The sequence below is a fragment of the Wolbachia endosymbiont of Tettigetta isshikii genome, assembly GCF_041154185.1.
GTDB lineage: Bacteria > Pseudomonadota > Alphaproteobacteria > Rickettsiales > Anaplasmataceae > Wolbachia.
The window spans coordinates 11,662-34,039 of the sequence record NZ_JBFTEN010000007.1 but is presented as its reverse complement, the minus strand read 5'-3'; the positions used below and the strand labels follow the sequence as shown (position 1 = coordinate 34,039).

The 22,378-nt window shown below is 37.5% G+C and carries 21 protein-coding genes and 1 tRNA gene; 7 read left to right on the top strand and 15 right to left on the bottom strand.

The annotated features are described in order from the left end of the window. Positions 1-115: 115 nt before the first annotated feature. Positions 116-1,042 carry a class II fructose-bisphosphatase gene (gene glpX, locus AB6N09_RS02235; protein WP_411131344.1) on the bottom strand — a complete coding sequence of 309 codons (927 nt, stop codon included), beginning with the start codon at positions 1,040-1,042 and terminating at the stop codon, positions 116-118. A gap of 117 nt (positions 1,043-1,159) precedes the next feature. Between glpX and AB6N09_RS02230 the strand changes: the two genes are divergently transcribed. The 3 genes from AB6N09_RS02230 to AB6N09_RS02220 all read left to right on the top strand — a co-directional run bounded on the left by AB6N09_RS02230 (position 1,160) and on the right by AB6N09_RS02220 (position 2,418). Continuing rightward, complete coding sequence (locus tag AB6N09_RS02230; RefSeq protein ID WP_411131332.1) at positions 1,160-1,549, top strand: ankyrin repeat domain-containing protein; 390 nt, start codon at positions 1,160-1,162, stop codon at positions 1,547-1,549. An 87-nt stretch (positions 1,550-1,636) separates the two neighbouring features. Then, a complete protein-coding gene (locus AB6N09_RS02225) occupies positions 1,637-1,897 on the top strand; it encodes a hypothetical protein (RefSeq protein WP_411131330.1) in 261 nt (86 codons plus the stop codon). A 332-nt stretch (positions 1,898-2,229) separates the two neighbouring features. Next, positions 2,230-2,418, top strand: a complete 189-nt coding sequence (locus AB6N09_RS02220) for a hypothetical protein (protein ID WP_411131329.1) — start codon at positions 2,230-2,232, stop codon at positions 2,416-2,418. A 140-nt stretch (positions 2,419-2,558) separates the two neighbouring features. Here the strand turns inward: AB6N09_RS02220 and AB6N09_RS02215 are convergent, their stop codons facing one another. From AB6N09_RS02215 to dnaG, 9 genes are all read right to left on the bottom strand, one after another. Continuing rightward, complete coding sequence (locus AB6N09_RS02215; protein WP_411131328.1) at positions 2,559-2,708, bottom strand: hypothetical protein; 150 nt, start codon at positions 2,706-2,708, stop codon at positions 2,559-2,561. Between the two features lie 329 nt (positions 2,709-3,037). Next, complete coding sequence (gene ppdK, locus AB6N09_RS02210) at positions 3,038-5,683, bottom strand: pyruvate, phosphate dikinase (RefSeq protein ID WP_411131327.1); 2,646 nt, start codon at positions 5,681-5,683, stop codon at positions 3,038-3,040. A gap of 186 nt (positions 5,684-5,869) precedes the next feature. Next, positions 5,870-6,208, bottom strand: coding sequence for a GTA baseplate fiber-binding domain-containing protein (locus AB6N09_RS02205; protein ID WP_411131326.1), 339 nt, complete (start codon positions 6,206-6,208; stop codon positions 5,870-5,872). Between the two features lie 87 nt (positions 6,209-6,295). Further along, positions 6,296-6,517 (bottom strand): hypothetical protein, encoded by a 222-nt coding sequence (locus tag AB6N09_RS02200; RefSeq protein WP_411131325.1) that lies wholly within the window; start codon positions 6,515-6,517, stop codon positions 6,296-6,298. 99 nt (positions 6,518-6,616) lie between these two features. Continuing rightward, positions 6,617-6,937, bottom strand: a complete 321-nt coding sequence (locus AB6N09_RS02195; protein ID WP_411131343.1) for a phage tail protein — start codon at positions 6,935-6,937, stop codon at positions 6,617-6,619. Then, entirely contained in the window at positions 6,895-7,998 is a 1,104-nt protein-coding gene (locus tag AB6N09_RS02190) for a baseplate megatron protein TIM-barrel domain-containing protein (RefSeq protein ID WP_411131324.1), read from the bottom strand. Before AB6N09_RS02190 ends, AB6N09_RS02195 begins: the two co-directional genes overlap by 43 nt. Then, positions 7,959-8,429: a hypothetical protein gene (locus tag AB6N09_RS02185; RefSeq protein ID WP_411131323.1), complete on the bottom strand. Its 471-nt coding sequence runs from the start codon at positions 8,427-8,429 to the stop codon at positions 7,959-7,961. Before AB6N09_RS02185 ends, AB6N09_RS02190 begins: the two co-directional genes overlap by 40 nt. Before the next feature lie 112 nt (positions 8,430-8,541). Continuing rightward, positions 8,542-8,805 carry a hypothetical protein gene (locus AB6N09_RS02180; protein ID WP_411131322.1) on the bottom strand — a complete coding sequence of 88 codons (264 nt, stop codon included), beginning with the start codon at positions 8,803-8,805 and terminating at the stop codon, positions 8,542-8,544. 765 nt (positions 8,806-9,570) lie between these two features. Continuing rightward, positions 9,571-11,325, bottom strand: a complete 1,755-nt coding sequence (gene dnaG / locus AB6N09_RS02175; protein WP_411131321.1) for a DNA primase — start codon at positions 11,323-11,325, stop codon at positions 9,571-9,573. A 163-nt stretch (positions 11,326-11,488) separates the two neighbouring features. On the opposite strand from dnaG, the gene ubiG reads away from it, so the two are divergent. Continuing rightward, a complete protein-coding gene (ubiG, locus tag AB6N09_RS02170; protein WP_411131320.1) occupies positions 11,489-12,664 on the top strand; it encodes a bifunctional 2-polyprenyl-6-hydroxyphenol methylase/3-demethylubiquinol 3-O-methyltransferase UbiG in 1,176 nt (391 codons plus the stop codon). Positions 12,665-12,767: 103 nt separating this feature from the next. On the opposite strand, the gene AB6N09_RS02165 is transcribed toward ubiG, so the two are convergent. Then, complete coding sequence (locus tag AB6N09_RS02165) at positions 12,768-13,097, bottom strand: TrbC/VirB2 family protein (protein WP_411131319.1); 330 nt, start codon at positions 13,095-13,097, stop codon at positions 12,768-12,770. Between the two features lie 290 nt (positions 13,098-13,387). Then, positions 13,388-13,531 carry a hypothetical protein gene (locus tag AB6N09_RS02160; protein WP_411131318.1) on the bottom strand — a complete coding sequence of 48 codons (144 nt, stop codon included), beginning with the start codon at positions 13,529-13,531 and terminating at the stop codon, positions 13,388-13,390. 611 nt (positions 13,532-14,142) lie between these two features. On the opposite strand from AB6N09_RS02160, the gene metG reads away from it, so the two are divergent. Beyond that, positions 14,143-15,699 (top strand): methionine--tRNA ligase, encoded by a 1,557-nt coding sequence (gene metG / locus AB6N09_RS02155; protein WP_411131317.1) that lies wholly within the window; start codon positions 14,143-14,145, stop codon positions 15,697-15,699. A gap of 49 nt (positions 15,700-15,748) precedes the next feature. On the opposite strand, the gene AB6N09_RS02150 is transcribed toward metG, so the two are convergent. Next, positions 15,749-16,258, bottom strand: coding sequence for a DUF2975 domain-containing protein (locus tag AB6N09_RS02150; RefSeq protein WP_411131316.1), 510 nt, complete (start codon positions 16,256-16,258; stop codon positions 15,749-15,751). 122 nt (positions 16,259-16,380) lie between these two features. Further along, entirely contained in the window at positions 16,381-17,832 is a 1,452-nt protein-coding gene (locus AB6N09_RS02145) for a replicative DNA helicase (RefSeq protein ID WP_411131315.1), read from the bottom strand. Between the two features lie 114 nt (positions 17,833-17,946). Here AB6N09_RS02145 and AB6N09_RS02140 point away from each other — a divergent pair. Together AB6N09_RS02140 and AB6N09_RS02135 are read left to right on the top strand one after the other, a co-directional pair. Next, positions 17,947-18,029: transfer RNA gene (locus AB6N09_RS02140), tRNA-Leu, on the top strand. Positions 18,030-18,050: 21 nt separating this feature from the next. Then, on the top strand, positions 18,051-18,659 hold the full coding sequence (locus tag AB6N09_RS02135; protein ID WP_411131314.1) for an RDD family protein: 609 nt from the start codon (positions 18,051-18,053) through the stop codon (positions 18,657-18,659). Positions 18,660-18,959: 300 nt separating this feature from the next. Here AB6N09_RS02135 and AB6N09_RS02130 read toward each other — a convergent pair whose 3' ends face one another. Continuing rightward, a complete protein-coding gene (locus AB6N09_RS02130; RefSeq protein WP_411131342.1) occupies positions 18,960-22,304 on the bottom strand; it encodes a UvrD-helicase domain-containing protein in 3,345 nt (1,114 codons plus the stop codon). Positions 22,305-22,378 lie beyond the last annotated feature (74 nt).

Here is a 22,378-nt window from a genome sequence, read left to right as displayed (position 1 = left end):
CTTGAGAATGTGATGAATTTAATATTATACTCTATTACATTTCCAATATAAAAGTAGTACATTTAATGTTTGTATTCTGTAAAGCTAAAATTTAGGTGTGTCAACATTAAATAATTTAGCATAAATTTTGCACTGTTTGCAGCTTTATCAGCTTGTTAGGTAGAATAATTAAAGAACTAGTTGAATAGGTGTTATGACTAAATTTAACTCCATCTACAAGTTCTCCACTTGTTACTCCAGTTATAATGAACACTGATTCGCCTCTTGCCATATCTTTTACGGTGTAGATTTTTTCTGGATCATCAATATTCAGATTCTTTGCTCTTTCTTTTAACTGATCCGTGTCAAATATTAATCTTCCCTCCATTTGTCCACCGATTGAGCTCAGCGCTGCAGCCGCAAGCACTCCTTCTGGCGCTCCTCCTGTTCCGATATACATATCATGATTGCCATTCACTAGTGAGACTACAGCAGCAATATCACCATCATCTATCAGTTTAATTTTCGCGCCTAATCTCCTGATTTTTGCTATTAATTCATTATGCCTTTCACGTTTAAGTATAGTTACTGCCAGACCACTTACTTTACATCCTTTTGCCTGAGCTAGATTATCTAAATTTTTTTCGACACTATTTTTTAATGAAACTACGCCTTCTGGAAGATTTTTTCCTATCGCTACCTTTTCCATATAAACATCAGGTGCGTGCAAAAAATTACCTCTTTTTGTTGCAGCAAGAACGGACATTGCTCCTTGTTTATAATGAGCGCAAATCGTAGTGCCTTCGAGTGGGTCAACAGCAATATCAACCTCAGGGCCATTTCCCGTGCCAACTTTTTCCCCGATATATAGCATCGGTGCTTCGTCCCTCTCTCCCTCGCCGATCACAATCGTACCATTTATTTCCATGGAATTTAGCACCGTCCGCATCGCATCAACTGCAACCTGATCAGCCTTTTTTTCATCACCAAAGCCTACCAACTTATGCGCAGCAAGCGCTGCAGCTTCGGTTACCTTAACTAACTTATAAGCTAAACCTTCTATCATTTGCTCGAGGTAAAGCATTCAATATACATTATGCCACTTGAAAATGCAATATATCTTGACTGATTGCTGGGAAGTTGATATAATAGGCATATAGCAATAGCGGTAAGATCTGATATGGCTGATAACTTAACTTATGAAAAGATAAAAGAAATTTTAACTAACAAGGATGATATAACTGCTGAGGAGTTTGGTAAGGAGCTTAGAAAAGAGAAAATAGATATAAAAATAACAAATCAAGATGGTTGGACTTTGCTTTATTATGCTGTTCGTCCAGAAGGGAATTATATTACCGGCGATCGTAGCATATTTCTTAAGGTTGTTAAATTGCTTATAAATTCAGGCATTAAGATCAATGGTATTCAAGATACTGCTTATACTTTATTGGACCGTGCTGTAATAACAAAGCAAGCTGATATTGTTAAGATACTTTTAGAAAGCGGGAAGTTTAATGAAAAAGAAAAATTGCAAGCTTTGAATTCTTCTATTGTTCAAGGCAATGTCTAAGAGTTTGAGGTATTTTTAGATTACATAGATCATGCAAAAATACTAGAGGCTCTTAATAAAGCTTCTTGTGATGAGAACGCTGACATTATGAATGTGCTTTTAGATCATAAGAGACTTACTAAAGAAGAAAAGGCTAATGCCTTGAGTAATGCTTTTGTAGATGGTGGTCTACCAAAGGTTAGGTTACTTTTAAAGTATATGAGAGGTATACCAGCAAATGGTATAAGAAATCTTTTAGAAATGATTAAAGAAAGTAAATCACCATTTGAGGAAGAGCTTAGGACGAATTCTGAGTTTAAAGTAGACTTCGACAATTCTGATCATTATGAATACTCTCGAATTGTGTAATAATTGCACTGCTTAGATCAGCAATAAACAAAAAAGATGGGCAAAACATATCCAATGCAGAAGAAAATAATGGGGTAAAATTCAACAAAAGTAATGGGAATGTAAGTACTGGTCTCACGCCAAATAATGATGACACTAGGAATCTATTTCTGGACATAGATAGAATTACAAAACAGGATAACACAGTTACTAGCCTTGAAGGTTTACAAAAAAGGTTAAGGAGGAACAAAATTAACCTTCAAGGTAAACGTGAACAAAATGCTGTACTGGAGCATGCGATTGAAGATTGAAATTTAAATGTTATAAAGTTTCTCTTGAAAAATGGGGTAACTATGATCAACATAATCGAAGAAGGAAGGTATTCCATCAGCAAAATTAAAGAAAACGAATCTATATTATGCTCTGTTGTTTCTGACACTGATGGTGATAATGCTGAGATTCTAAGCACGCTGCTGCAAAGTGTTAATGCAGAGCAATCAAAGTTAAGTTCTGAGGACGAATTGTATAGGCTATATCAATAACTAAAGGATGATGCGTTCCGCACTGCTTTTGAAAAACGTAACTCTGTAGCAGCGAAAGTGCTAATACAGAACGATCAAGAAAGAATTGCATCATGCAAATCAGCAGTAAACGACAATGAAATACCTGTAGTAACGATTAACTAGGTTGTTACTACGCCAAACGTAGAAGAAGGTAAACCAGAGCCCAGCGGAAAGGTTGATAGTAAACCAGCGTCTCCTATACCAACAAAAGAAACAGGTACAGGCCAAACTGCTGAGCCAAGCGATGATAACAAGTTTGATGACTTCAAAAATCATCAATTTTCTCCACCAAATGAAGAGGAAACTAAATACAAAGAAAGCAAGGAAAATTTGCATATCTCATTAAGGAATGATGTTGTTGGAGTTGTTATTACAGGATTATTCATTGCTGCTGCTGTGATGGTTCCATCTGTGGCTGGTGCAGCGGTTTGTGGTATTGTAGCTGCTTAAGCTCTAGTAGCTACTGGAATACACGTAAAAGATTCTACATTGCCAAGTTATAAAGAGATGGAAAAAAATAGAGTTGAATGCGTAGCCAAAACTGCACAGTTTGCGATTTGAAAAACCAGGAAAGTAGCACGTAGCGCTGAAATCTAATTTATCTAACAAATTTAGATTTGACGCTAAATTGCGCTGCTACTAATTTCGCAATCGGCACCCTATAGGGTGAGCATGAGACATAATCAATCCCTGATTTGATGAGAAACTCTATAGATTTTGGATCTGCCCCGTGCTCCCCGCATATACCAAGTTTTATTTCTTTTCGGGTTTTCCTGCCTCTTTCGATAGCTATCTTGATTAACTCCCCTACCCCTTCGATATCCAGCACTTCAAATGGATCGTTTTCGAATATGTTGTTTTCTTTATAGGAATCAAGAAAATTAACTGAATCATCTCTTGAGAGTCCCATGGTTGTTTGCGTTAAATCATTAGTACCAAAACTGAAAAATTCTGCGTGTTTTGCTAATTTATCGGCAATCAGTGCTGCCCGTGGTAGCTCTATCATCGTTCCGATTGAATAAGCCTTGTCTGATGTCATTCCAGCGATGACAGAGGATTCTTTCTTTATTAACTCGCATATCAGTACAAATTCTTTCTCATTCATGATAAGAGGGATCATAATTTCAGGCTTAATTTCTACCTTTTTTTCTTTTCTTAGCTCATCTGCGGCGCTGAGTATTGCCCTAATCTGCATGCTATATATTTCAGGATGAGAAATGGCAAGCCTGCAGCCTCGGTGACCAAGCATTGGATTTTTTTCTGATAACTGTGCTGTTTTATTTTTTATCAATTCAACTGACTTATTGAGTGACTTGGCGATCTTTTCTATGGTGGACTGATTGTCTGGTAAAAACTCATGCAGAGGTGGATCAAGCAAACGTATGGTAACCTCTCTGCCATCCATAATAGAAAATATTTCTTTGAAGTCAGACTTTTGCATTTGCTCTAATTTGCTCAGTGCACTCGCTCTTTCAACCTTGTCGTCAGCTATTATCAATTTTTGAATGAACTCAATTCTATCACTAGCAAAAAACATATGTTCCGTGCGACATAAGCCTATGCCTTCTGCACCGAACTCCTTAGCGCTCTTTGCATCTTTCGGAGTATCAGCATTTGCTCTCACCTTGATCGTTTTAATTTCATCTATCCAGTTGATTATCGATTTGAATTCTTGCGATAACTCAGGTGAAATCGTAGGAAGAATGCCAAGCATCACCTCACCCGTCCCTCCGTTGATGGTAATTGGCTCACCCTTATTTACTTTTGTATCTCCTACAGAAAAGAAATTTTCATCTTTATCGATATAAAGTCCACTCACGCTGCAAATGCACGGCTTACCCATTCCACGGGTTACAACAGCAGCATGTGAAGTCATTCCTCCTCGTGCCGTGATTATACCGCTTGCAGCATTCATCCCATTAATATCCTCAGGACTCGTCTCTGATCTTACTAAAATTACTTTTTTACCCTGCTCTGCAGCTTTTTCTGCATCATTTGCGCTGAACACTACATATCCTGAAGCCACACCTGGTGAAGCCGGTAGCCCCTTCCCTATTACTTTTTGATCACCCTTAACTTCAAGAACTGGATGTAATAAACCATCAAAAGTTTTTGGATCAATCCTTAGTATTCCTTCTTCTTTTGTAATTGTTCCTTCGTTTACCATATCAACTATTATGCGCACGGTAGCCTCGGCTGTACGTTTACCGGACCTAGTCTGCAAAATCCACAACTTACCGTTCTGCACAGTGAATTCTATATCTTGCATGTCTTTATATTGCCTTTCAAGCTTTTCACATACATCGCACAATTCTTGGTACACGCTTGGCATCAATTTCTCCATGGTATTATCCTGCTCTCCGTCAACTGTCATAGGGGTGTAAATACCGGAGACCACATCCTCACCTTGAGCATTGACCAAAAATTCGCCAAAACACTTTTTCTCACCAGTTGCAGGATTGCGCGTAAATATCACACCAGTTGCAGAATTGTTGTTAAGATTACCAAAAACCATTGCTTGCACAGTTACTGCAGTGCCAAGTGTTTCAGGAATGTTATTTATTTTTCTATAGGAAACGGCCCTGTCATTCTGCCAAGAGGCAAACACTGCATTTACTGAGCTGAGCAATTGTTCTTCAACGTTCTGTGGAAAATGTTTTGCAGTTTTTTTGTGCACTATCTTTTTGAAATCGTCAACGATCTTTCTTAAGACATCAACATCGAGATCAGCTAAACTTTTTGCTCCATTTTTTTGTTGTTCATTATCAATAACGCTTTGAAAAAGGTGATGGTCAAGCTGTAGCACAACGTTGGAATACATCGTAATAAAACGGCAGTAGCTATCATAGGCAAAACGTTCTCCACTTTTTTTTGCAAGCCCAACAACGGTTACATCGTTTAAGCCAACATTTAGGATTGTATCGAGCATACCAGGCATCGAACTTACACTGCCAGAGCGTATGGAAACCAGTAAAGGGTTATTTGAATCCCCAAATTTACAACCGATATCATTTTCGAGCATCGCCAGGTATTTTTTGATCTCGTTACGCAGATCGTCAGGCAATCTATTACTCTGGTGATAGCTCTTGCAAACAGAAGTGGAGATTGTAAAACCAGGTGGAACGAGAATACCAACGTTGCACATTTCCGCTAAATTTGCCCCCTTTCCTCCCAGCAGATTTTTCATTTCTGCATTGCCTTCACATTTGCTTTGGCTAAAGTAATATATCAACTTTTCTTCCATTGTTTTTCCGGATTTTCACTAATAAAGACATTATACGTATGACTCCAACAGGACTTGAAACCATAGGGTAATAAATTTTGCAAAATTTGGCAACAGCGGATAATAAGTAAAGTTAAATGATCTTATGGTAAATGAAAAATCGAAAGCTCTTCAATTGGTCTATTTTTATCTTTGTACAAATAAAATTTAAATACCATCCGAGAGCTCAAATATTTCTGCCTCCACATTATCCAACGAACCACCATAAGTGACTGCTTTTAGGTAAAACTTTTTTTCCCTTTGCACTTCGAAAGAAATTATTGAATCATCAAGCAGAACAAATTTTTCACCTGCGGTATACTTGTACTCTTTAGTGCCTTCTTGCCCTCTAATTAGGTCGCTAAGCTTATATTTATTTTTATCTATAAGCTCAGCACTCTGGAATTTTATTACTTCTTTTCCAACTAGTGCTAACGCAACTGGGCTCATAACCGACAGCTTACCAAAACGCAGCACTACTATAATTCCCCCATTTGTAGATTCCATTACATATCCGTAAGTGGAATGCTTGTTTGTGCTTGCGATAGGCTGATAATCTTTATCATCATACGAAATAAAAAGCGTTGCTCCTTTCTAATTCTCTTCTTCACCAGCTAAAGTAAAGCTTGCAATATTTCCTTTAACATACGATAAATCAATCATTTCAACGACGGTTTTACTGATGTGAGAAGTAGGGTGTTCTTTAAGCATAAGTGACCTCGTTGAAGGAAAAGAAAGTTTATATATAGAGCAGTCATAACTAACACCAATTATTTGAATAGACATGCTTGCAAATTTTGTTTTTACGATTCTCATCGTATGCTTTTTCTCGCCATCTGAAATTGTTATGACATCGCTTGGCGCAAGCCACGCATATTTTATCGGCAGCTTAAAATTGTATATATTTCTCTCTTGTCACGAAGAATAAAGTAAAACTTCAGCTATATTTTGCGCCTCCCCTTCATCCATGATTAGTGGTATTTCAACCGTTGCAGCATTGCCCTGCTTTGGCAGCTCAGCATATTTCACGTCAATTGGATAACCAAAATTGCGGTTAAAATAAACAACGTTGACCTTGTTGTTCAAATCTAGCTGACTGGCACTTACAAGTTGTATTGGCTTTGAGCTGTGATTGAAAACAATTTCATCAACTGGTATTTCAGTTGTAACTTCCCTGTCATTTTGAGCAAATTTTAGCTTAGAATCCCGCTCAACAACATCAAAAAAAAATAGCAGCTCTGTAGCATTTTAATAATTGAACGTATTGACTGTTGATCGTTTATTACATACCAAGACAACAATCCTTTAACGTCGCTTGTGTTAAACTGATCGCTTTTTAAACCTGCCTTTTGCAATAGATCAGATAAAACATCGGAAACATTAAGCTGTGAAATTTTTCCCTCAGTCCAGTGCCCTGTCTGCCAATTATGGCATTCAGCCCACATATCACACAAATTTGGAAAATAAGGAAACAGTCTTGCATTCCATGCCAAGAGAAACATTTTCTCCACCATTTCTGAATTTTGCCACTTTCTTAGCGTTCCTTCAATTGCAGTTTTCTGCGCAAGAAAACTCACTTCTCCGTTTGAATATCGCGGATATTTGCTCTCTATGCTGTTTTTATCAACAAACACATTTGGCTCATTAGTGCAGCCTTTCATGCTGGGAAATCCATATTCGGTAAACCATATTTTTTTCATCTTTGGTTGCCATTTTGTTTTACTGCCATCAGGATTTATGTGAGCTTCGCTCCACCATTTTTCTATGTTTTTCCATGCATATCTACTGTCATTATACTTTATTTTCTCAGGTTCACTTTTTGAGTAATCATAGAAATAATCATACCCAACTCCACTGCTCCAACCATCGATTACATCTTCTGCAGAATAGCGAAAAGGAGGTTCTGGTCCATCAGTTAGCGGAAAATAAGCATCTATGCTAACAGCGTCGATGTACTGCGAAGACCAAAGTTCATCCATGTTATACCAACCATCATATGAATGATATTCGCTCCAGTCGGCAGCATAAGTTACGGTTACCTCCTTTCCAAGATGAAGTTTTGTCTGCTTTGCAAGCTCAGCTAGCTCCATAATTCCAGGATAGTTGCCTTTTGCATCTTTTACTTTGGTTAGCTGCGCAAATTCAGACCCGATAATAAATCCTTCTACTTTAGTCTGTTTAGCAATGCTCGCGTAATGTTCTATGAATTTGTTATACTGATACTTAAAAAAATCACTTATATCTTCAGGAGCCCCGCTCAATTTTCCTCGCCACTCTTTGTTTTCTGTGTCAAGCAAGGCATCGGATAGAGCATCACCTTATAATCTCTGCTGTGTAACTCTTCTATATATCTTATTAGCGCTGCATCACTAACTGTGCCGCCATATCTTGGATTGCCATTATCATCTTTTGAAATTAGCTGAGCATTATCTCTGTTAATACTTCCCACTTGCCAATCATCGTGTAATATCGCGGAATCGTCTTGAAATTCAACTGCAGGGTATATTTTGCAATCCTTGATATTTAAACTACTTGCGAACCAATTAACTACTACCGATGCCAACTCAACATTTGGCAAACTTTCTTTTAGTTGATCCAAGGAAAGCACTGCGTCACACTTTTTAGTGTGATTATTGTGATTTACCCTTTGTGCCAGCCCATATGGGATATATTGGCTACTGCTTATTCTTTCTCGTGCAATTTTCTTCTGTATTTTCGTATCATACACAAACTCCCCTGAACCTGGTATGATATTGATATTCCGAATATTCTAGACTACTAAAAATCCACTGGACTTCAATGTAGTTTGCACTTCAAATGTAAATACCGGAACGCGATCGTTATAGTCCGCTAGAGGAAAATTCTTGATGACTATATAAGATATTCCTCTGTAAGCTGGCATATTTTCCTCGCCTTCGATTGATAACATAAATTGATAACATAAAAGGATCAGGATTTTGGTCTTCTGTACCACGGTAAAAAGTATAATCTATTTCATCAAAACTAAGTGACATTGTATCCGCCCAGATTCTATTTAATTTTTTCACTTCTCCTTTGCAGATTGCAATTGCAAGCGTTGCATAGTAGTTATATGCAGCATTCATACCTCTTCAGGTTTTATTTTTGGTAGTTGTTACTTCTTCTTTGATTGGCTGTGCCCAAATAATATTTCCCGCAACTCGGGCAGTGCTATAGATAATTGGAATTGTTCTGCTGTAGGTTGAGGTTTGAACTTGCAGATTTTTCAGCCTCGCCTCATGCGTTATCTTTTGCTCGGCATCCAAACTAAAAATTGCATTATCGAGCTGTGCACCAAGAAGAGCACCTAGTTCTGAACCGATAATCCGCTGCCAGCTTGACCTAAAATTGATGATAAAATTATTGTAGACATATAATCCTTCCTTTTGATAGATTTTCTTGGAATTGTTGAGCCAGTGTTACACACATGAACATTGTAGTGTCAAAGTTATGAAAGTAGCCTATTTCTTGTCATCCAAGTACCTTCCTTTGTTGTCATCCCAGTACTTGATACTGGGATCCAGGATACTACTTTAGTAATAAATATTTAAAAATTTACCAAGCGAAAAAAAGGCAAAGAAATCCAGAGTGGCGAGTTTTGACTCTTTAAATTGGTGCTATAATAATTTACTGACGCTTAGTTCAAGCGCAATTTGGCTGAATGTAGAAAAAATGAAAAAGACATGCAGCCGCTATAATTTGATACAATCCGCAAAAAAATACCACGAGTTTTTTAATGAATTTTGTCATTGAGCCTGCAGATCAAAAACAAGTTTTGAGTCAAAAATACCACTATTATCATAGCGGTGAAGTTGAAAGAATTTGTCAAGCAAATTTTGCATTTAATCCGTCTATTTTTGAATAAACTCCATTTGCATTTCCTGTATACTATCCTCTATTTGCTTTATTTGCTCTATTAGCCTTTCCTCTAAGTCAAAGTTACCGCCCAGCCTTGCTTTGATTTTTTCCTCTTGTAACACGTTTAATTCTTTTCGTAACACTACGTTATTCCACACAATTTCTGCTGATTTCCTCTCGTTTAATTGGCTATTTAATACGCTAGTTTTTTCGAATATAAACCTTACGGTTTCAGCACCATTAGACTGCCCAAACTCTTGTAATAAAGCCTCTCTATTGAGTTCTCTGCCATTATTTGCCACATCAATTATACGCTGTTGTAATTTTTTCATCTTGGCATTGGTAAACTCAAAATGAGAAAATTGCTCAAAGAATATAGGATGGTGTAAGATCTCGGGAAATTCTATCACTATATGCAGAATTATAGCCTGGTTTTGCTCTGCTTCAATTAGCTCTGGAGATTTATTGTAAAGATACTCACCTTTTGTTGCTTTGCTATTAAAAATCAGCTTTTTAAAGCTTCTTCTTAATTCACTGACCTTATTATAAAAATAATCTCTGTAATACCTTCTAATACTGCTGTTACCGATAGCATTGACATATTCCATGAACTTGTGCTCAAGAATTGAATATTTTTCCGGAGCAAGGTTTTTGTAGCTTTGAAGACTACTATTGACTATGTGGTGCCATAAATATTCAGAATGCAGTTCTGTTGAGCGGTCAAGCCCAGAAAGTACGTCTTCTTTCTTATATTCTAGCTCATTGCATATATCGTATGGGTCTTTATCGCTTGGCAAAGTCACAAACTTCAATGTATACCCAGGCTTGAGTATCGGAAGAGCAAATTCCGCAACTCTGGTAGCGGCGTGACGTCCAGCACTGTCGCCATCCATACAGATGGAGATTTCTTTAGCAAATCTCCACAGGTTTTTTATCTGTTCTGCAGAAATTGCAGTGCCAAGCTGGGCAACTGTATTACTAATTCCCGCTTGATGTAGTGCTATTACATCCATATACCCTTCAACAATAAATATGTTTTGTTTTTTGCGTATTTCGCTTAAGGCAAGGTTTAGCCCGTATAAATTCTCCCTCTTTTTAAAGAGCTGACTTTCTGGGCTGTTTAAATACTTCGGCTGTTGCTCAGAGCTCAGTGCACGTCCGCCAAAACCAATAACTTTGCCTGCGATGTTGTGTATAGGAAATATCAGCCGATCATAGAAATAATCACGAGAATTCTTATTTATTAAGCCAACATCGGTCAAAATTTTGTCTTCAATACCGGAAGAGTTTAAATATTCCTTCAAGCCAGAGTTTGGCGCATAACCTATCTTAAATTTATCTATGATTTCAGGCGAAATTTTGCGTTGCTTTAAATAGTCTATAACACCTTTATTTCTTTGTACAAACCAGTTTGCAGCTAAAATCAGCGTTGAAAATAATTTGTTGCTTTCTTTGGTAATATTGAGGTTTTTAGGTAACTCAACACCTGCAACTGATGCTAGCCTTTCCAATGCTTCCTTAAAGCTTAAGCCCTCAGTTTGTGAAACAAACTCAAACACATCGCCATGAGCAGAGCAGCCAAAACAGTGATACGATCCACTAGTATTACTCACAAAAAAAGACGGTGTTTTTTCATTATGAAATGGGCAAAGTCCCACGAAATTATCTCCGCTTTTTGTCAGCCTGACTTTCTTACCTACTATGTCAGATAGTAACAGTCTTGATTTTATAATATCTATGTAATCCATCTTACTTGTCGAATGAGTGGTAGGATAAAAATTATACAGAATTTATGCTGTCCTGACTCGAAATTTATTTCAAGTCTCAGAGCTCCCAAAAGGTCAGGAGGGCTTGACAAAAAACCCAAAATAAATTACCCATGTTAGATGCCTTTAAGTCATAGTTTCTTATATGTCAGATGTAATATCAATTGCCTCAGACCACGCCGGTTATGAATTAAAATCAGAAATAAAGCTTTACCTGGAAACCTTTGGTTATGCAGTGATAGATCGTGGCTGCACTGCTAAGCAAAAGAGTGTAGATTATCCTGACTATGCTGTCAAAGTTGTGGAAGATATAACAAATAAAAAAGCAAATTATGGAATATTAATTTGCGGTACAGGCCTCGGTATGAGTACCGTAGCGAACCGTTTTGAAGGAATCTACGCTGCTTTATGTAATAGTGTTGAGATTGCAAAATTAGCTCGCGAGCATGGCAACGCAAATGTACTCTGTCTTGGTGCGGGGTTTACTACGAGTGGATTAGCGAAAGACATAGTCAAGCAATTCCTCGAGACAGAGTTTTCAAAAGAAAGTAGACATAAAAAACGCCTCGATAAACTCGGCAATTTGACCTCTTCTAGTAAGAAAAAAAAAACACAGACTTATAATGAAGATGAAGTATCAAAATTCGCTAAAATAGCAGGCGAGTGGTGGGATGAAAATGGCAAATTCAAGCCATTGCACATGATGAATCCCGTGAGAGTATCATACATTATTCAGAAAATAAAAGAGTTAAAAAAATGCGATTTAAAGGAATTATCATTACTTGACGTTGGGTGTGGTGGCGGCATTTTGTCAGAATCAATGGCTCGTGTTGGCGTTAGCGTTGCTGGAATAGATGTATGCAAAGAAAACATAAAAGTAGCACAGTCACATGCAAAAAAAGTAGGATTAAACATAGAATACACACACACCAGCATTGAAGAGCTGAAAAATGACAAAAGATATGATGTGATTCTACTTATGGAAGTAGTTGAGCATGTGGATAATTTAGAGCTTTTCATGAAAAAACCGATAGAACTACTAAAACCAGAGGGACTAATATTTGTATCAACAATAAATAGAACTATCAAATCCTTCTGTCTTGCAATAATTGGTGCAGAGTACATATTAAACTGGCTGCCGAAAGGCATGCATAACTGGAATAAATTTCTCAAGCCATCAGAAATTGCAAATCACCTAAGAGAAAATAATGTCACGCTACAAAACATGTCTGGCATGGAGTATAACGTAATGAAGCGTGAGTGGAATTTGACTAAAGGTGTGGATGTCAATTATATACTTTGTGGTGTGATGAATAGTTAGGTTTTTCTTATAAAAGCACCATTTTTATTTCCAAAATAGCTCAATAGAAGCATTTTTTTATTGTGTAGCCAGGAAAGCAGCCGCTCCAAGCATTGCTGCCAGCTTATCTAATGATTTGTACTCTATGTTTTTTAGATTGTGAATACCCAGCAGCACATTGCCACCATGGATACGATAGTAGGCAATTGTATCCAGAAACAACAACAAAGCGCTTTCCTTGATGCAAAATTTGACCCTTAGGACAACAAACTTCTTTTTCCGTTACCTTTTTTACAATTGCAGAAGCACCAAAAAACACAGCAGAAAACACACCAAGTGAGAAAAGTACAGGCCAAGGCATTTTTCCAAATATTGCAAGCAAGCTTGCACCAATTATTATTAGTGTAATCACTAGTCCCCCTATTCCACCAATGTAATCTATTACATTACACATTACCTCTATTGCTCTACCAGCATGCGCATCAAATGCATAAAAGAAAATCAAACTGTAAATAGAGCTGTAAGGAAATCTCTCACTATTTTTTCAATAATCTTCATTTCATACCTAATTGTCTCATGTCTCGGTAAATAGTTTTTCCAATAAGGTTTAGTAGTATGTGCTTTGTGGTGTGATGATACCAAATCTCAATGGTAATAGGACAAACTAAAGATACTGTTTTGCCAGTCAACAATGGTGTCATCCAAGTAGCAGACACTGGAATCTCACTCTACTTTATGACGGTGTCATGAAAGTAGCCCTCCTCCTGTCATTCCAGAGTCTCCTTTTTTTTTGTCATTCCAGTGCTTGACACACAGCTGTATGAACATTGCAATTAGTAGGTAATTTGCGAGTGTCATCCCAGTGCTCCGACACTGGGATCCAGTCATTCCATAATGATTAAATGGTGTGTTTTAAATTGAGATTAGCTACTTTCTATGTTCACAAAATTAGTTTGCTTGTGAGCAAACAAACTTTCCTAGATTCCAGCGGCACGCGCTGGAATGACAAAGTTATGTGTATCATCTAAATGCCCTTTTCCCGTCATCCCAGCGCGCGACGCTGGGATCTAGGATACTATTTTAGTAATTTACTAAATAGAGAAAAAAAGCAAAAGAAATCACGTGGTAGAAGTTGCTCACTCTCTAATCCTGCAAATTGGCGTACTATACTTTCTTGAACGACTTATAAGCGTGTTTCAGCTTGTATAGAGAAAAACTTAAAAGTCTAGGTGAAATTAATAAAGAGATGAGGTGCACATAGTGCAAAAAATTAAACATAAGACGCCAAACGTGATACTTTCGTCGTTTAATCTGCACAGATTGAAGCTAAATGAATAGCTCCAATCCTATGATAAGGGTAACAGCGAAGGTTGTCAAGTAGTTTTTTTGTTTCTATTGGGTAGCTTTTCTCTACTGTTGTCTACTATTATGTAATAAAGCCCGGTAGCTATTGATTTTTACAACTAGTGCAGATATGATAAAGCTTTAAGCACTGAATAATGGAGCAATTTGGAAACTTTTACATTACTACGCCAATATATTACGTAAACGACAAACCACACGTTGGTCACGCATACACCTCCCTTTTGTGCGATGTAGTGGCAAGGTTTATGAGACTTACTGGAAAAAATGTCAAATTTACTACTGGTACGGATGAGCACGGGCAAAAAATCGAGAAAGCAGCCAAAGCACAGAGAATGCAGCCAAAAGAATTTACAGATGAAGTAAGCGTTTCATTTAGGGAATTAGCTAAGTCCATGAATTTTCAATATGATGATTTTATCCGCACTACGGAAGAACGTCACGAAAAAGCTGTAATAGCTCTGTGGAATGGGCTTGAAGAGAGAGGACAAATATATCTGGACTCTTATTCAGGTTGGTATTCAGTACGTGATGAAGCATTTTATCAGGAATCGGAGCTGATAGATGGCAAAGCACCAACAGGTGCAGAAATTCAGTGGATAAAAGAAGAAAGCTACTTTTTTCGTTTGTCGAATTGGCAGAACAAATTACTGGATTTATATGAAAATCAGCCAAGTTTTGTCTTTCCTGAGAGTAGAAAAAATGAAGTGGTATCGTTTGTAAGATCAGGACTCACTGACCTTTCAATTTCTCGCACTAGCTTTAATTGGGGAATAAAAGTGCCAGGCAATGACAAACACGTAATCTACGTTTGGATTGATGCACTCACTAATTATCTCACGTCAGTAGGCTTTCCTGGTACTGAAGGTGAAGAATATAAGGGGTTTTGGGCAAATGATAGCTCTTCCAACGTTCATGTAATCGGTAAAGACATATTGCGCTTTCACGCTGTATATTGGCCGGCGATTCTTCTTGCAGCAGATTTGCCACTGCCAAAACAAATTGCGGTTCATGGTTGGTGGCTAAACGAGGGAGAAAAAATATCCAAGTCTCTTGGCAATATCATAGATCCAATTGGCTTAGCGCAAGAGTTTGGCGTTGATCAACTACGCTACTTTCTTCTTCGGGAAGCAAGCTTTGGGCAGGATGGGAATTTCAGTAAGAAAAATATGATCAGCCGAATAAATTCAGAACTGGCAAACAATATAGGCAATTTAGTGCAAAGGACAATTTCATTTTTACACAAACAATGTTCGGGAATTGTACCAACGGTTGATCGAAATTTACTTAAAGGTGAGGAAAGCTTGCCAGATTGCAAAGCTATACTCGACCAAGTTATGGATCATCTATCAAAGTATGAATTTAACCACATTATACTGTTAATTATCAATATATCTTCCGAAGCCAATGCTTACATAGACAAAAGTGCACCCTGGACACTAAGCAAAACTGAAAGAGAGCGTATGAATTTAGTAATCTACAAATTACTCGAATATATCAGAATAATTGGCATTTTATTGCAACCAATTGTTCCAAGATCAGCAGAAATGATACTCGACCGATTGCAAATCCGAAAAGAACAACGAGATTTAAAATCTCTGTGCAGCGCGCGCGTAAGCTTAGGTATTACACTACTTAAACCTACGCCGGTTTTTTTGAGGGTTGAGGCTAAAGAGGAGAAAAATAGTTTTTAGCTATTTCTCTTGGGTGGGATTGTATAAACTAGAGACTTCTTAAATGCTCTTAAGCAGCATCAATACTCGAAAGGTTAGGTAGCTTAGAGACGTTTTGACTATCAATATTTAAATAACTCATGGGACTAGTTACGCTAAATGAGCTAGAAATCTCATCCAGCGCATCATAGAATGGCTCATTCTCGTCCAACTGCTTTTTCAGGTTAGGAATCTCATCAACTTGCTTAGCAATTTCCTGCTGTTGAACTTGCACTTCATCTTCCTTCCCTTTTAACTTCAATATAAGCTCAGCTTTTTCTTTTCCTTCTTCATGTAGAAGAGTACTCTGCCTACGGATAGCACCATTCTTTTGAATTACTACAGCTGAAAGTGCAATAACCACAGCAGAAAATATAGCACCACCAATGATAAATGGAATGCCAAGACTTAAAACTGCAGCTGAAGCTAAGAAACCAACATAAGGAGCTACAGCAAATACTCCTGATGCCAATAGAGTTACGATAGCCAAAGCACAACTCGCAAGATAAGGTGCGTTAGCTTTACTAAATATATTTTTCATTATATACCTCACTAGAATTAATTTTTTAATAAAATTAAAGCACGGGTGAAGAGATATGTCAAGTTTATTGATAAATTAGTAAACTATAGCGAGGATAGGTGTTGATAAAAGATTGCTGAGGGCTATGAAATATGCCTCTCCGTGTAATCTTTGAATGCGCCTCTGCTGGAGTCAAAATATAGCTTCACACTGCCGATTGGTCCGTTCCTTTGTTTTGCAATAATGAGCTCTGCAATATTTCTAATTTTCTCCATCTTCTCTTGCCATTCTCGATGTTTATTGCTTCCTTCACTTGGCTGCTTTCTTAGCTCATAATATTCCTCTCTGTAGAGGAACATTACTATGTCAGCATCTTGTTCTATGCTTCCTGAATCGCGCAAATCAGCAAGTTGAGGTTTTTTGTCGTCTCTTTGCTCAACAGAACGGGAGAGCTGCGATAGTGCAACAATGGGAATATTTAGCTCTTTTGCAATTGCTTTCAAACCCTGCGTCACTTCGGAGATTTCTTGCACTCTATTTTCATTACTCCTTTTTGTTGTTCCTCTAATTAACTGCAGGTAATCAATAAATACCACTTCTACACTATATAATTGATACAGCAGGCGTATTCTGGTACGAAGAGCGCTAATTGACAGCGCAGGAGTGTCATCTATGATGAAAGGCAATTCAGACAATTCTGTACTAGCATTAATGAATTCATGCAATTCAAAATCACTAATTCTTCCGGTCAGCGCCTTATAATAACTGATTCCCGAATCTATAGTGATCAATCTTGCAGTTAATTGTTCCGCTGACATTTCAAGTGAGAAAAACGCTACGTAGTATTGTTTATCTGCTCTTTTTTGCAAGGCCTTACAAGCATTAAGGGCAATGTTTAGCGCCAGTGCTGTTTTACCCATAGAAGGCCTTGCAGCTAGAATTAATAGGTCAGATTTCTGCAGACCACCAAGAAGCTGATTTAGGTCTTGGAGTCCGGTTGTAATGCCCAGCGCTTCCGGATTATTTTTCAGCGTGCTTATCTTTTCAACTACATCTTTAACTGAGCTTGCAAGCTTTATATACGTCTTTTCACCTTGCTTTTTTACTGCTAAGTTGAACAATTTTGTCATTGCTTGTTCAATTTGCGCCTGTGCAGGGTTTTCGATGTCATAGCTGTAACTATCATCAACTATCTCCTGTCCGAGCTTGATTAAGCATCTTCTTAAGTAAGTGTCACGGATTATTCTAGTTAAGCTATAGATATCAAGCGCAATACCAGCCTTCGCTGCAAGCTTTGCGAGATATTCAACCCCACCGCACTCGGTAAATGCTTCGTCGTTCTCAAAAAACATTTTGAGGCTCAGTTCATTAGCAACTACGCCGTGTTTTCTGGTTTTAGATATCTGCGCAAAAATGCTTTGATGCAGTGGATCATAAAAATTGTCTGCTGCGATTATATCTTCGACTGCGTCACAAATTCTATTATCACGAATCATTGCACCGATGAGCATTTGCTCCGCTTCTAAGTTATGTGGTAATTTGCATATTTCTTTATCTATGCTTCTTGAATCGATGAGATTAGCTAATTCATTCATTCTAAATTTTTAGAGTAACTATCCATTATTGTAGAATATTTAGTCCTCGTTTGAAAGATGTAAAGGTAAAAAAAATTTGACTAATTTCGTGTTGCCTATAGCATTCAAACTTAAGCCCCTGTGGTGGAATGGTATACACGGCAGACTTAAAATTTGTTGCTTGCAAAAGCAAGCTGGTTCAAGTCCGGCCAGGGGCACTTAAATCTTGGAAAGTGCATATGTTACAAAGGTTTTTTGATCGCTTATTTTCTATTCTCTCTTCTATGAATACTATTCAAAAGGTGAAAAGGGATGAAAGTGGAATATGCTATGTAACGGGGTTTAGGCGCTATATATCGGTATTGCTTGATCTAATTATCATCGTTTTGTTCTTACAGTTTTGCAGCCTGGCCGCAAATCAGCTCTTTACAAACTCAGAAGACAGGAAAATATTGAGCGAAATAATTGCAAAATATCAGGTGCAAGCGCCTATTTCTGCGGAAGAGAGGGCAACACAGAGCAAACTTGTTAAATTAATGGTCCTAAATCAAATAGTCCAATTTATTATGCTGTTTAGCTATGTTGCATATATGTGGATAAGGTTCGCTGCTACGCCTGGAAAACTGCTACTTAGGCTCAGAGTTGTGGATGAACAGACTTTTGGAAAAATGACCCTAAAACAAGCAACGAAGAGGTTTTTCTTCTTTATATTGTCAGTTGCGCCATTATTTTTGGGTTTTATATGGTCAAATTTCGACAAACGCTGCCAAACTTGGCACGATAAGATCGCAGGCACGGTGGTTGTCACGAGCAAAAGCCTTAGAACACAGAAAGAAAAAACTACTTGACAACCTTCGCTGTTACTCTTATCATAGGATTGGAGCTATTCATTTAGCTTCAATCTGTGCAGATTAAACGACAAGAGTATTATGGTTGGCGTCTTATGTTTGATTTTTTGCACTATGTGCACCTTATGTCTTTATTAATTTCACCTAGACTTCTGGGTTTTTCCCTATACAAGCTAAAACGCGCTTATAAGTCGTTTAAGACAGTATAGTACGCCAATTTGCAGGATTAGAGAGTGAGAACAATCTAACACGGGCTTCTTTTGCTTTTTTTCTTATCTGGTAAATTTCTTAATGTTTGAGCTAAAAATCAGATTGCAGGGTCAAGTCTTCCACCCAAATGACCACGCACTCTACCTGTTTGTTTGGATATATTTCTTGTACTAAGGTTTTATAGATCGACATTTGCTTTTTTATTTCATTTAACGAGGAAACAGAAACACTGCGGTGTGATTTATAATCAATTATGATTGCTTTATCTTGCGTTATACACAGCCTATCTAGCCGTACTAATATAGGCTCTCCATCAATTGTTCCACTTAGTGTGATTTCTGATTTACCTTCTAAATCGAATAGATAATCATATTTTTCATTAAAGGCTAATATTTTATTGTAAATTTCATCTTTATCTTCCCTGGTGTTCATATTATCGAGATATTTTCTTACACAATTTTTTCTCCTGTCTTTCTCTATCTTAGGCATATACTGCAATATGCTGTGGATTATTAGGCCTCTTGCATAGCCATCTGTTATTCCAGCACTTGTCATCCCAGTGCTACTTTTTTTGTCATCCCGGTGCTCCGACACTGGGATCCCTTCTTTTTTTTCACTGGATTCCAGCATCAAGTGCTGGAATGACAAAGGGGAATGCTGGGATGACATAGATAGGTTTGGTGGAGGTGAAATCACTGGAACATCAAAATAATCACGTTTTTTATAAACAGAGGGGTAATTTGCATTTACACACAGTACTTCAACCCTTTCTTTAAATATTGGATGTAAATCCGCTTGTTTTTTCTCATATGGTTCCCCGTGCCTAGTAATTATATCATACCAAGAGTTCTTTTGCACTGGCTCTTTACCTAAAATGTATAACTCATCTTCAGCACGCGTGAGTGCTACATATAGCAAACGCAAATATTCATTATAATCCTCTAGTTTTTTCTCTCTTTTTACTTTCTCACAATAGGCGTTGTCGTTTTTTCCACACCAAAATGGTGCTTCCATTGCATCAAAAACGATACTTTCACTGTTTCTTGGTACTGTGTTTGTATCAACCAAAAACACTATAGGAGCTTGCAGACCTTTTGATTTATGAATTGTCATTATTCGTACAGCGTTGCGTTCTGATTGCATATCGGTTTTAATCTCAGGATTATTCTCCTTGATCCACTGAACAAATGCTTGAAGAGATGGGTTTTCAAATTGCAGCACAAGGTTCATGAATTCATCTAAGATTTCAAAGCATTCAAGACCTAGCCTTGCAGCAAATTTCTTCTTGCCTGTACGCAATACATACGTGAATAATGTAAGAGAGGACTCTACGTGAGATAAGTTAATGAGATAGTTTAATTCACTATAGATAACCCAATGATAATCTTCAAGTTTTTCCCATAACGAATGTTCTTTACGATCGTATGCAACATTGAATAAATCATCCTCAGTGAAATTAAACAGTGGTGATTTTAAAACATTCGCAAGAGCCAAATCGTTTGTTGGCAAGAGTAAAAATTCAGCCAAAGCTATCAAGTCCTGCACAGCTATGTAGTCCATGATTCTAAAATAGTCTCGTCCTATAACCGGTACGTTTGCTTTTTTAAGTTCGCTTATTACGTAGTCAACTAACACATTTCTCTGCCGTACCAGGATCATAATGTCCCTTGGTTCTATATGGCGGTCTTTAGCGACTAAAATCCGCCCTTCATTTAACCAATTGTGAACTTTGTAGGCTATTGCCTGAGCGAGTAATCGCTCTGCTATTACATGATCTTTTCTCTGTGCTAAATGAATTTGTAAGGCTTGCTGCTCTTCCTCTTTACGTCTTGGTAGTAATGGCCAAATTTCAATGTATCCTTGATCGTTTTCTCTATGAGGAATATGCTTTATTTCACTATCGACAAAAGATATCTCTTTACGAAAGTTGTTAAATAATCTGTCTACAAGTGCTAGAATGTGCGGAGTGGAGCGAAATGATTTTTCAAGTTGACATGATATCAAGTCTCTGCCGCCGGTTTTTGTGTGAAAGTATTGTTGCATGTAGTTGAATAGGTAAGGATTTGCCCCTTGAAATCTGTAAATAGATTGTTTTACGTCACCAACAACAAACAAGGTTCGCTTTTTATCACCACCGGTAAAAAACTCATCACAGAGATTTGTTATAATTTTCCACTGACTGATGCTATTGTCTTGCGCCTCATCAACGAGGATACGGTCTATTTTTTGATCTAAGTTAAACAATACCCAATCTTTATAATCTGGGTTGCCGAGAAGATTTGTTGCTAAATGGATTATATCATTGTAGTCAAGCAGTGCATTTTTTGATTTTTCATCATTGTATAGATCAATGTATACTTTAAATATTTTGAGTAAACTACTGGTTCTCTTGAATATTTGATAAGAATTGACATCTCTCACATGAGTAAATACTACATTTTGAATATTTTCTATGATCTGTTCTGCATATTTGAATTTTTCCAAAGTTCCCTTTGTTATGATGGATGATATGCTTTTTTTTTCGTTTGATTCTGATTTTAGAAATACTTTGGTTAGAGTTCCTATATTGGTGTCATCCAAGTAGCTGACACTGGGGTCCATATTTCTTTTTTTCTGGCTTCCAGCGTCACGCGCTGGAGTGACAGGTGGTTTACACAAGTCGTAGAGCATTGTACTGTAACTTTGATCTCTTTTGCTTCCCTCACTTAGTATCTCAGCTAGTCTTTCTACGTGCTCAATTGTTTCACTCTGTAACCAATGAATTTCATCTGGGGCACTCAGCTTATCTTTAATATACTCCAAATCATCTGCCGACAACGGTCTTTTTACGAATAAAGTATAAAGCAGGTCGCGTAGTTTGTTTTCATCAACCTCGGCTGCGATAAGGTTAATATCATCCTGCACAGTTTCGTTATGAAGCGTTTTGTCAAATACGATGGAATGTAATTCTTTGCATTCGCTCAGCGTACAATTTGGAGCGATGCCAGCTTCCACAGGGAAGCTAGAAATTAATTTGTAACAAAAAGCATGTATGGTTTGTATAGTCAAACCAAGATTTTCCAGTTCAGAGAAAAGCCTTCTTGCTTGACCTTCGTTTTCTCTAGATCCCAGTGTCGAGCACTGGGATGACAAAGGGGGATGCTGGGATGATGCCGAAGGATGAGATGACGTTTGGGATGACATTAAAGAGAGACCCAATTGTTCTAAGTCTGCTGCCAGCACACTTCCTGAGCATATTGCCCACTTACTGAGTGTACTGTGAATCCGACTTTCCATTTCGTTTGCTGCAGCATTGGTAAATGTTAAGCAGAGAATATTTCTTTTGTTTTCCAATAAAAGTCTTAATACTCTATCTATTAAGATTTTGGTTTTGCCTGTGCCAGCAGACGCGTTTACCCACACAGAGAGGCTAGGATTTATTGCATTTAATCTCATCAAAAATGTAAAAATCGTATAAAATTTGACTAAAATGGCATTATAAAATATACTGTGAAAGTAGTATTAGTGAA

What these genes read in the sequence shown, in the direction of transcription:
- dnaG (WP_411131321.1), bottom strand. Translation starts at nt 11,325, where the DNA reads ATGGATTACATAGATATTATAAAATCAAGACTGTTACTATCTGACATA.
- AB6N09_RS02165 (WP_411131319.1), bottom strand. Translation starts at nt 13,097, where the DNA reads ATGTGTAATGTAATAGATTACATTGGTGGAATAGGGGGACTAGTGATT.
- AB6N09_RS02180 (WP_411131322.1), bottom strand. Translation starts at nt 8,805, where the DNA reads ATGAATGCTGCATATAACTACTATGCAACGCTTGCAATTGCAATCTGC.
- ppdK (WP_411131327.1), bottom strand. Translation starts at nt 5,683, where the DNA reads ATGGAAGAAAAGTTGATATATTACTTTAGCCAAAGCAAATGTGAAGGC.
- AB6N09_RS02150 (WP_411131316.1), bottom strand. Translation starts at nt 16,258, where the DNA reads ATGAAAAATATATTTAGTAAAGCTAACGCACCTTATCTTGCGAGTTGT.
- AB6N09_RS02225 (WP_411131330.1), top strand. Translation starts at nt 1,637, where the DNA reads ATGAATGTGCTTTTAGATCATAAGAGACTTACTAAAGAAGAAAAGGCT.
- AB6N09_RS02160 (WP_411131318.1), bottom strand. Translation starts at nt 13,531, where the DNA reads ATGACTGGATCCCAGTGTCGGAGCACTGGGATGACACTCGCAAATTAC.
- metG (WP_411131317.1), top strand. Translation starts at nt 14,143, where the DNA reads ATGGAGCAATTTGGAAACTTTTACATTACTACGCCAATATATTACGTA.
- AB6N09_RS02220 (WP_411131329.1), top strand. Translation starts at nt 2,230, where the DNA reads ATGATCAACATAATCGAAGAAGGAAGGTATTCCATCAGCAAAATTAAA.
- AB6N09_RS02205 (WP_411131326.1), bottom strand. Translation starts at nt 6,208, where the DNA reads ATGGAATCTACAAATGGGGGAATTATAGTAGTGCTGCGTTTTGGTAAG.
- ubiG (WP_411131320.1), top strand. Translation starts at nt 11,489, where the DNA reads ATGTCAGATGTAATATCAATTGCCTCAGACCACGCCGGTTATGAATTA.
- AB6N09_RS02145 (WP_411131315.1), bottom strand. Translation starts at nt 17,832, where the DNA reads ATGAATGAATTAGCTAATCTCATCGATTCAAGAAGCATAGATAAAGAA.
- AB6N09_RS02130 (WP_411131342.1), bottom strand. Translation starts at nt 22,304, where the DNA reads ATGAGATTAAATGCAATAAATCCTAGCCTCTCTGTGTGGGTAAACGCG.
- AB6N09_RS02200 (WP_411131325.1), bottom strand. Translation starts at nt 6,517, where the DNA reads ATGAGAATCGTAAAAACAAAATTTGCAAGCATGTCTATTCAAATAATT.
- AB6N09_RS02230 (WP_411131332.1), top strand. Translation starts at nt 1,160, where the DNA reads ATGGCTGATAACTTAACTTATGAAAAGATAAAAGAAATTTTAACTAAC.
- AB6N09_RS02135 (WP_411131314.1), top strand. Translation starts at nt 18,051, where the DNA reads ATGTTACAAAGGTTTTTTGATCGCTTATTTTCTATTCTCTCTTCTATG.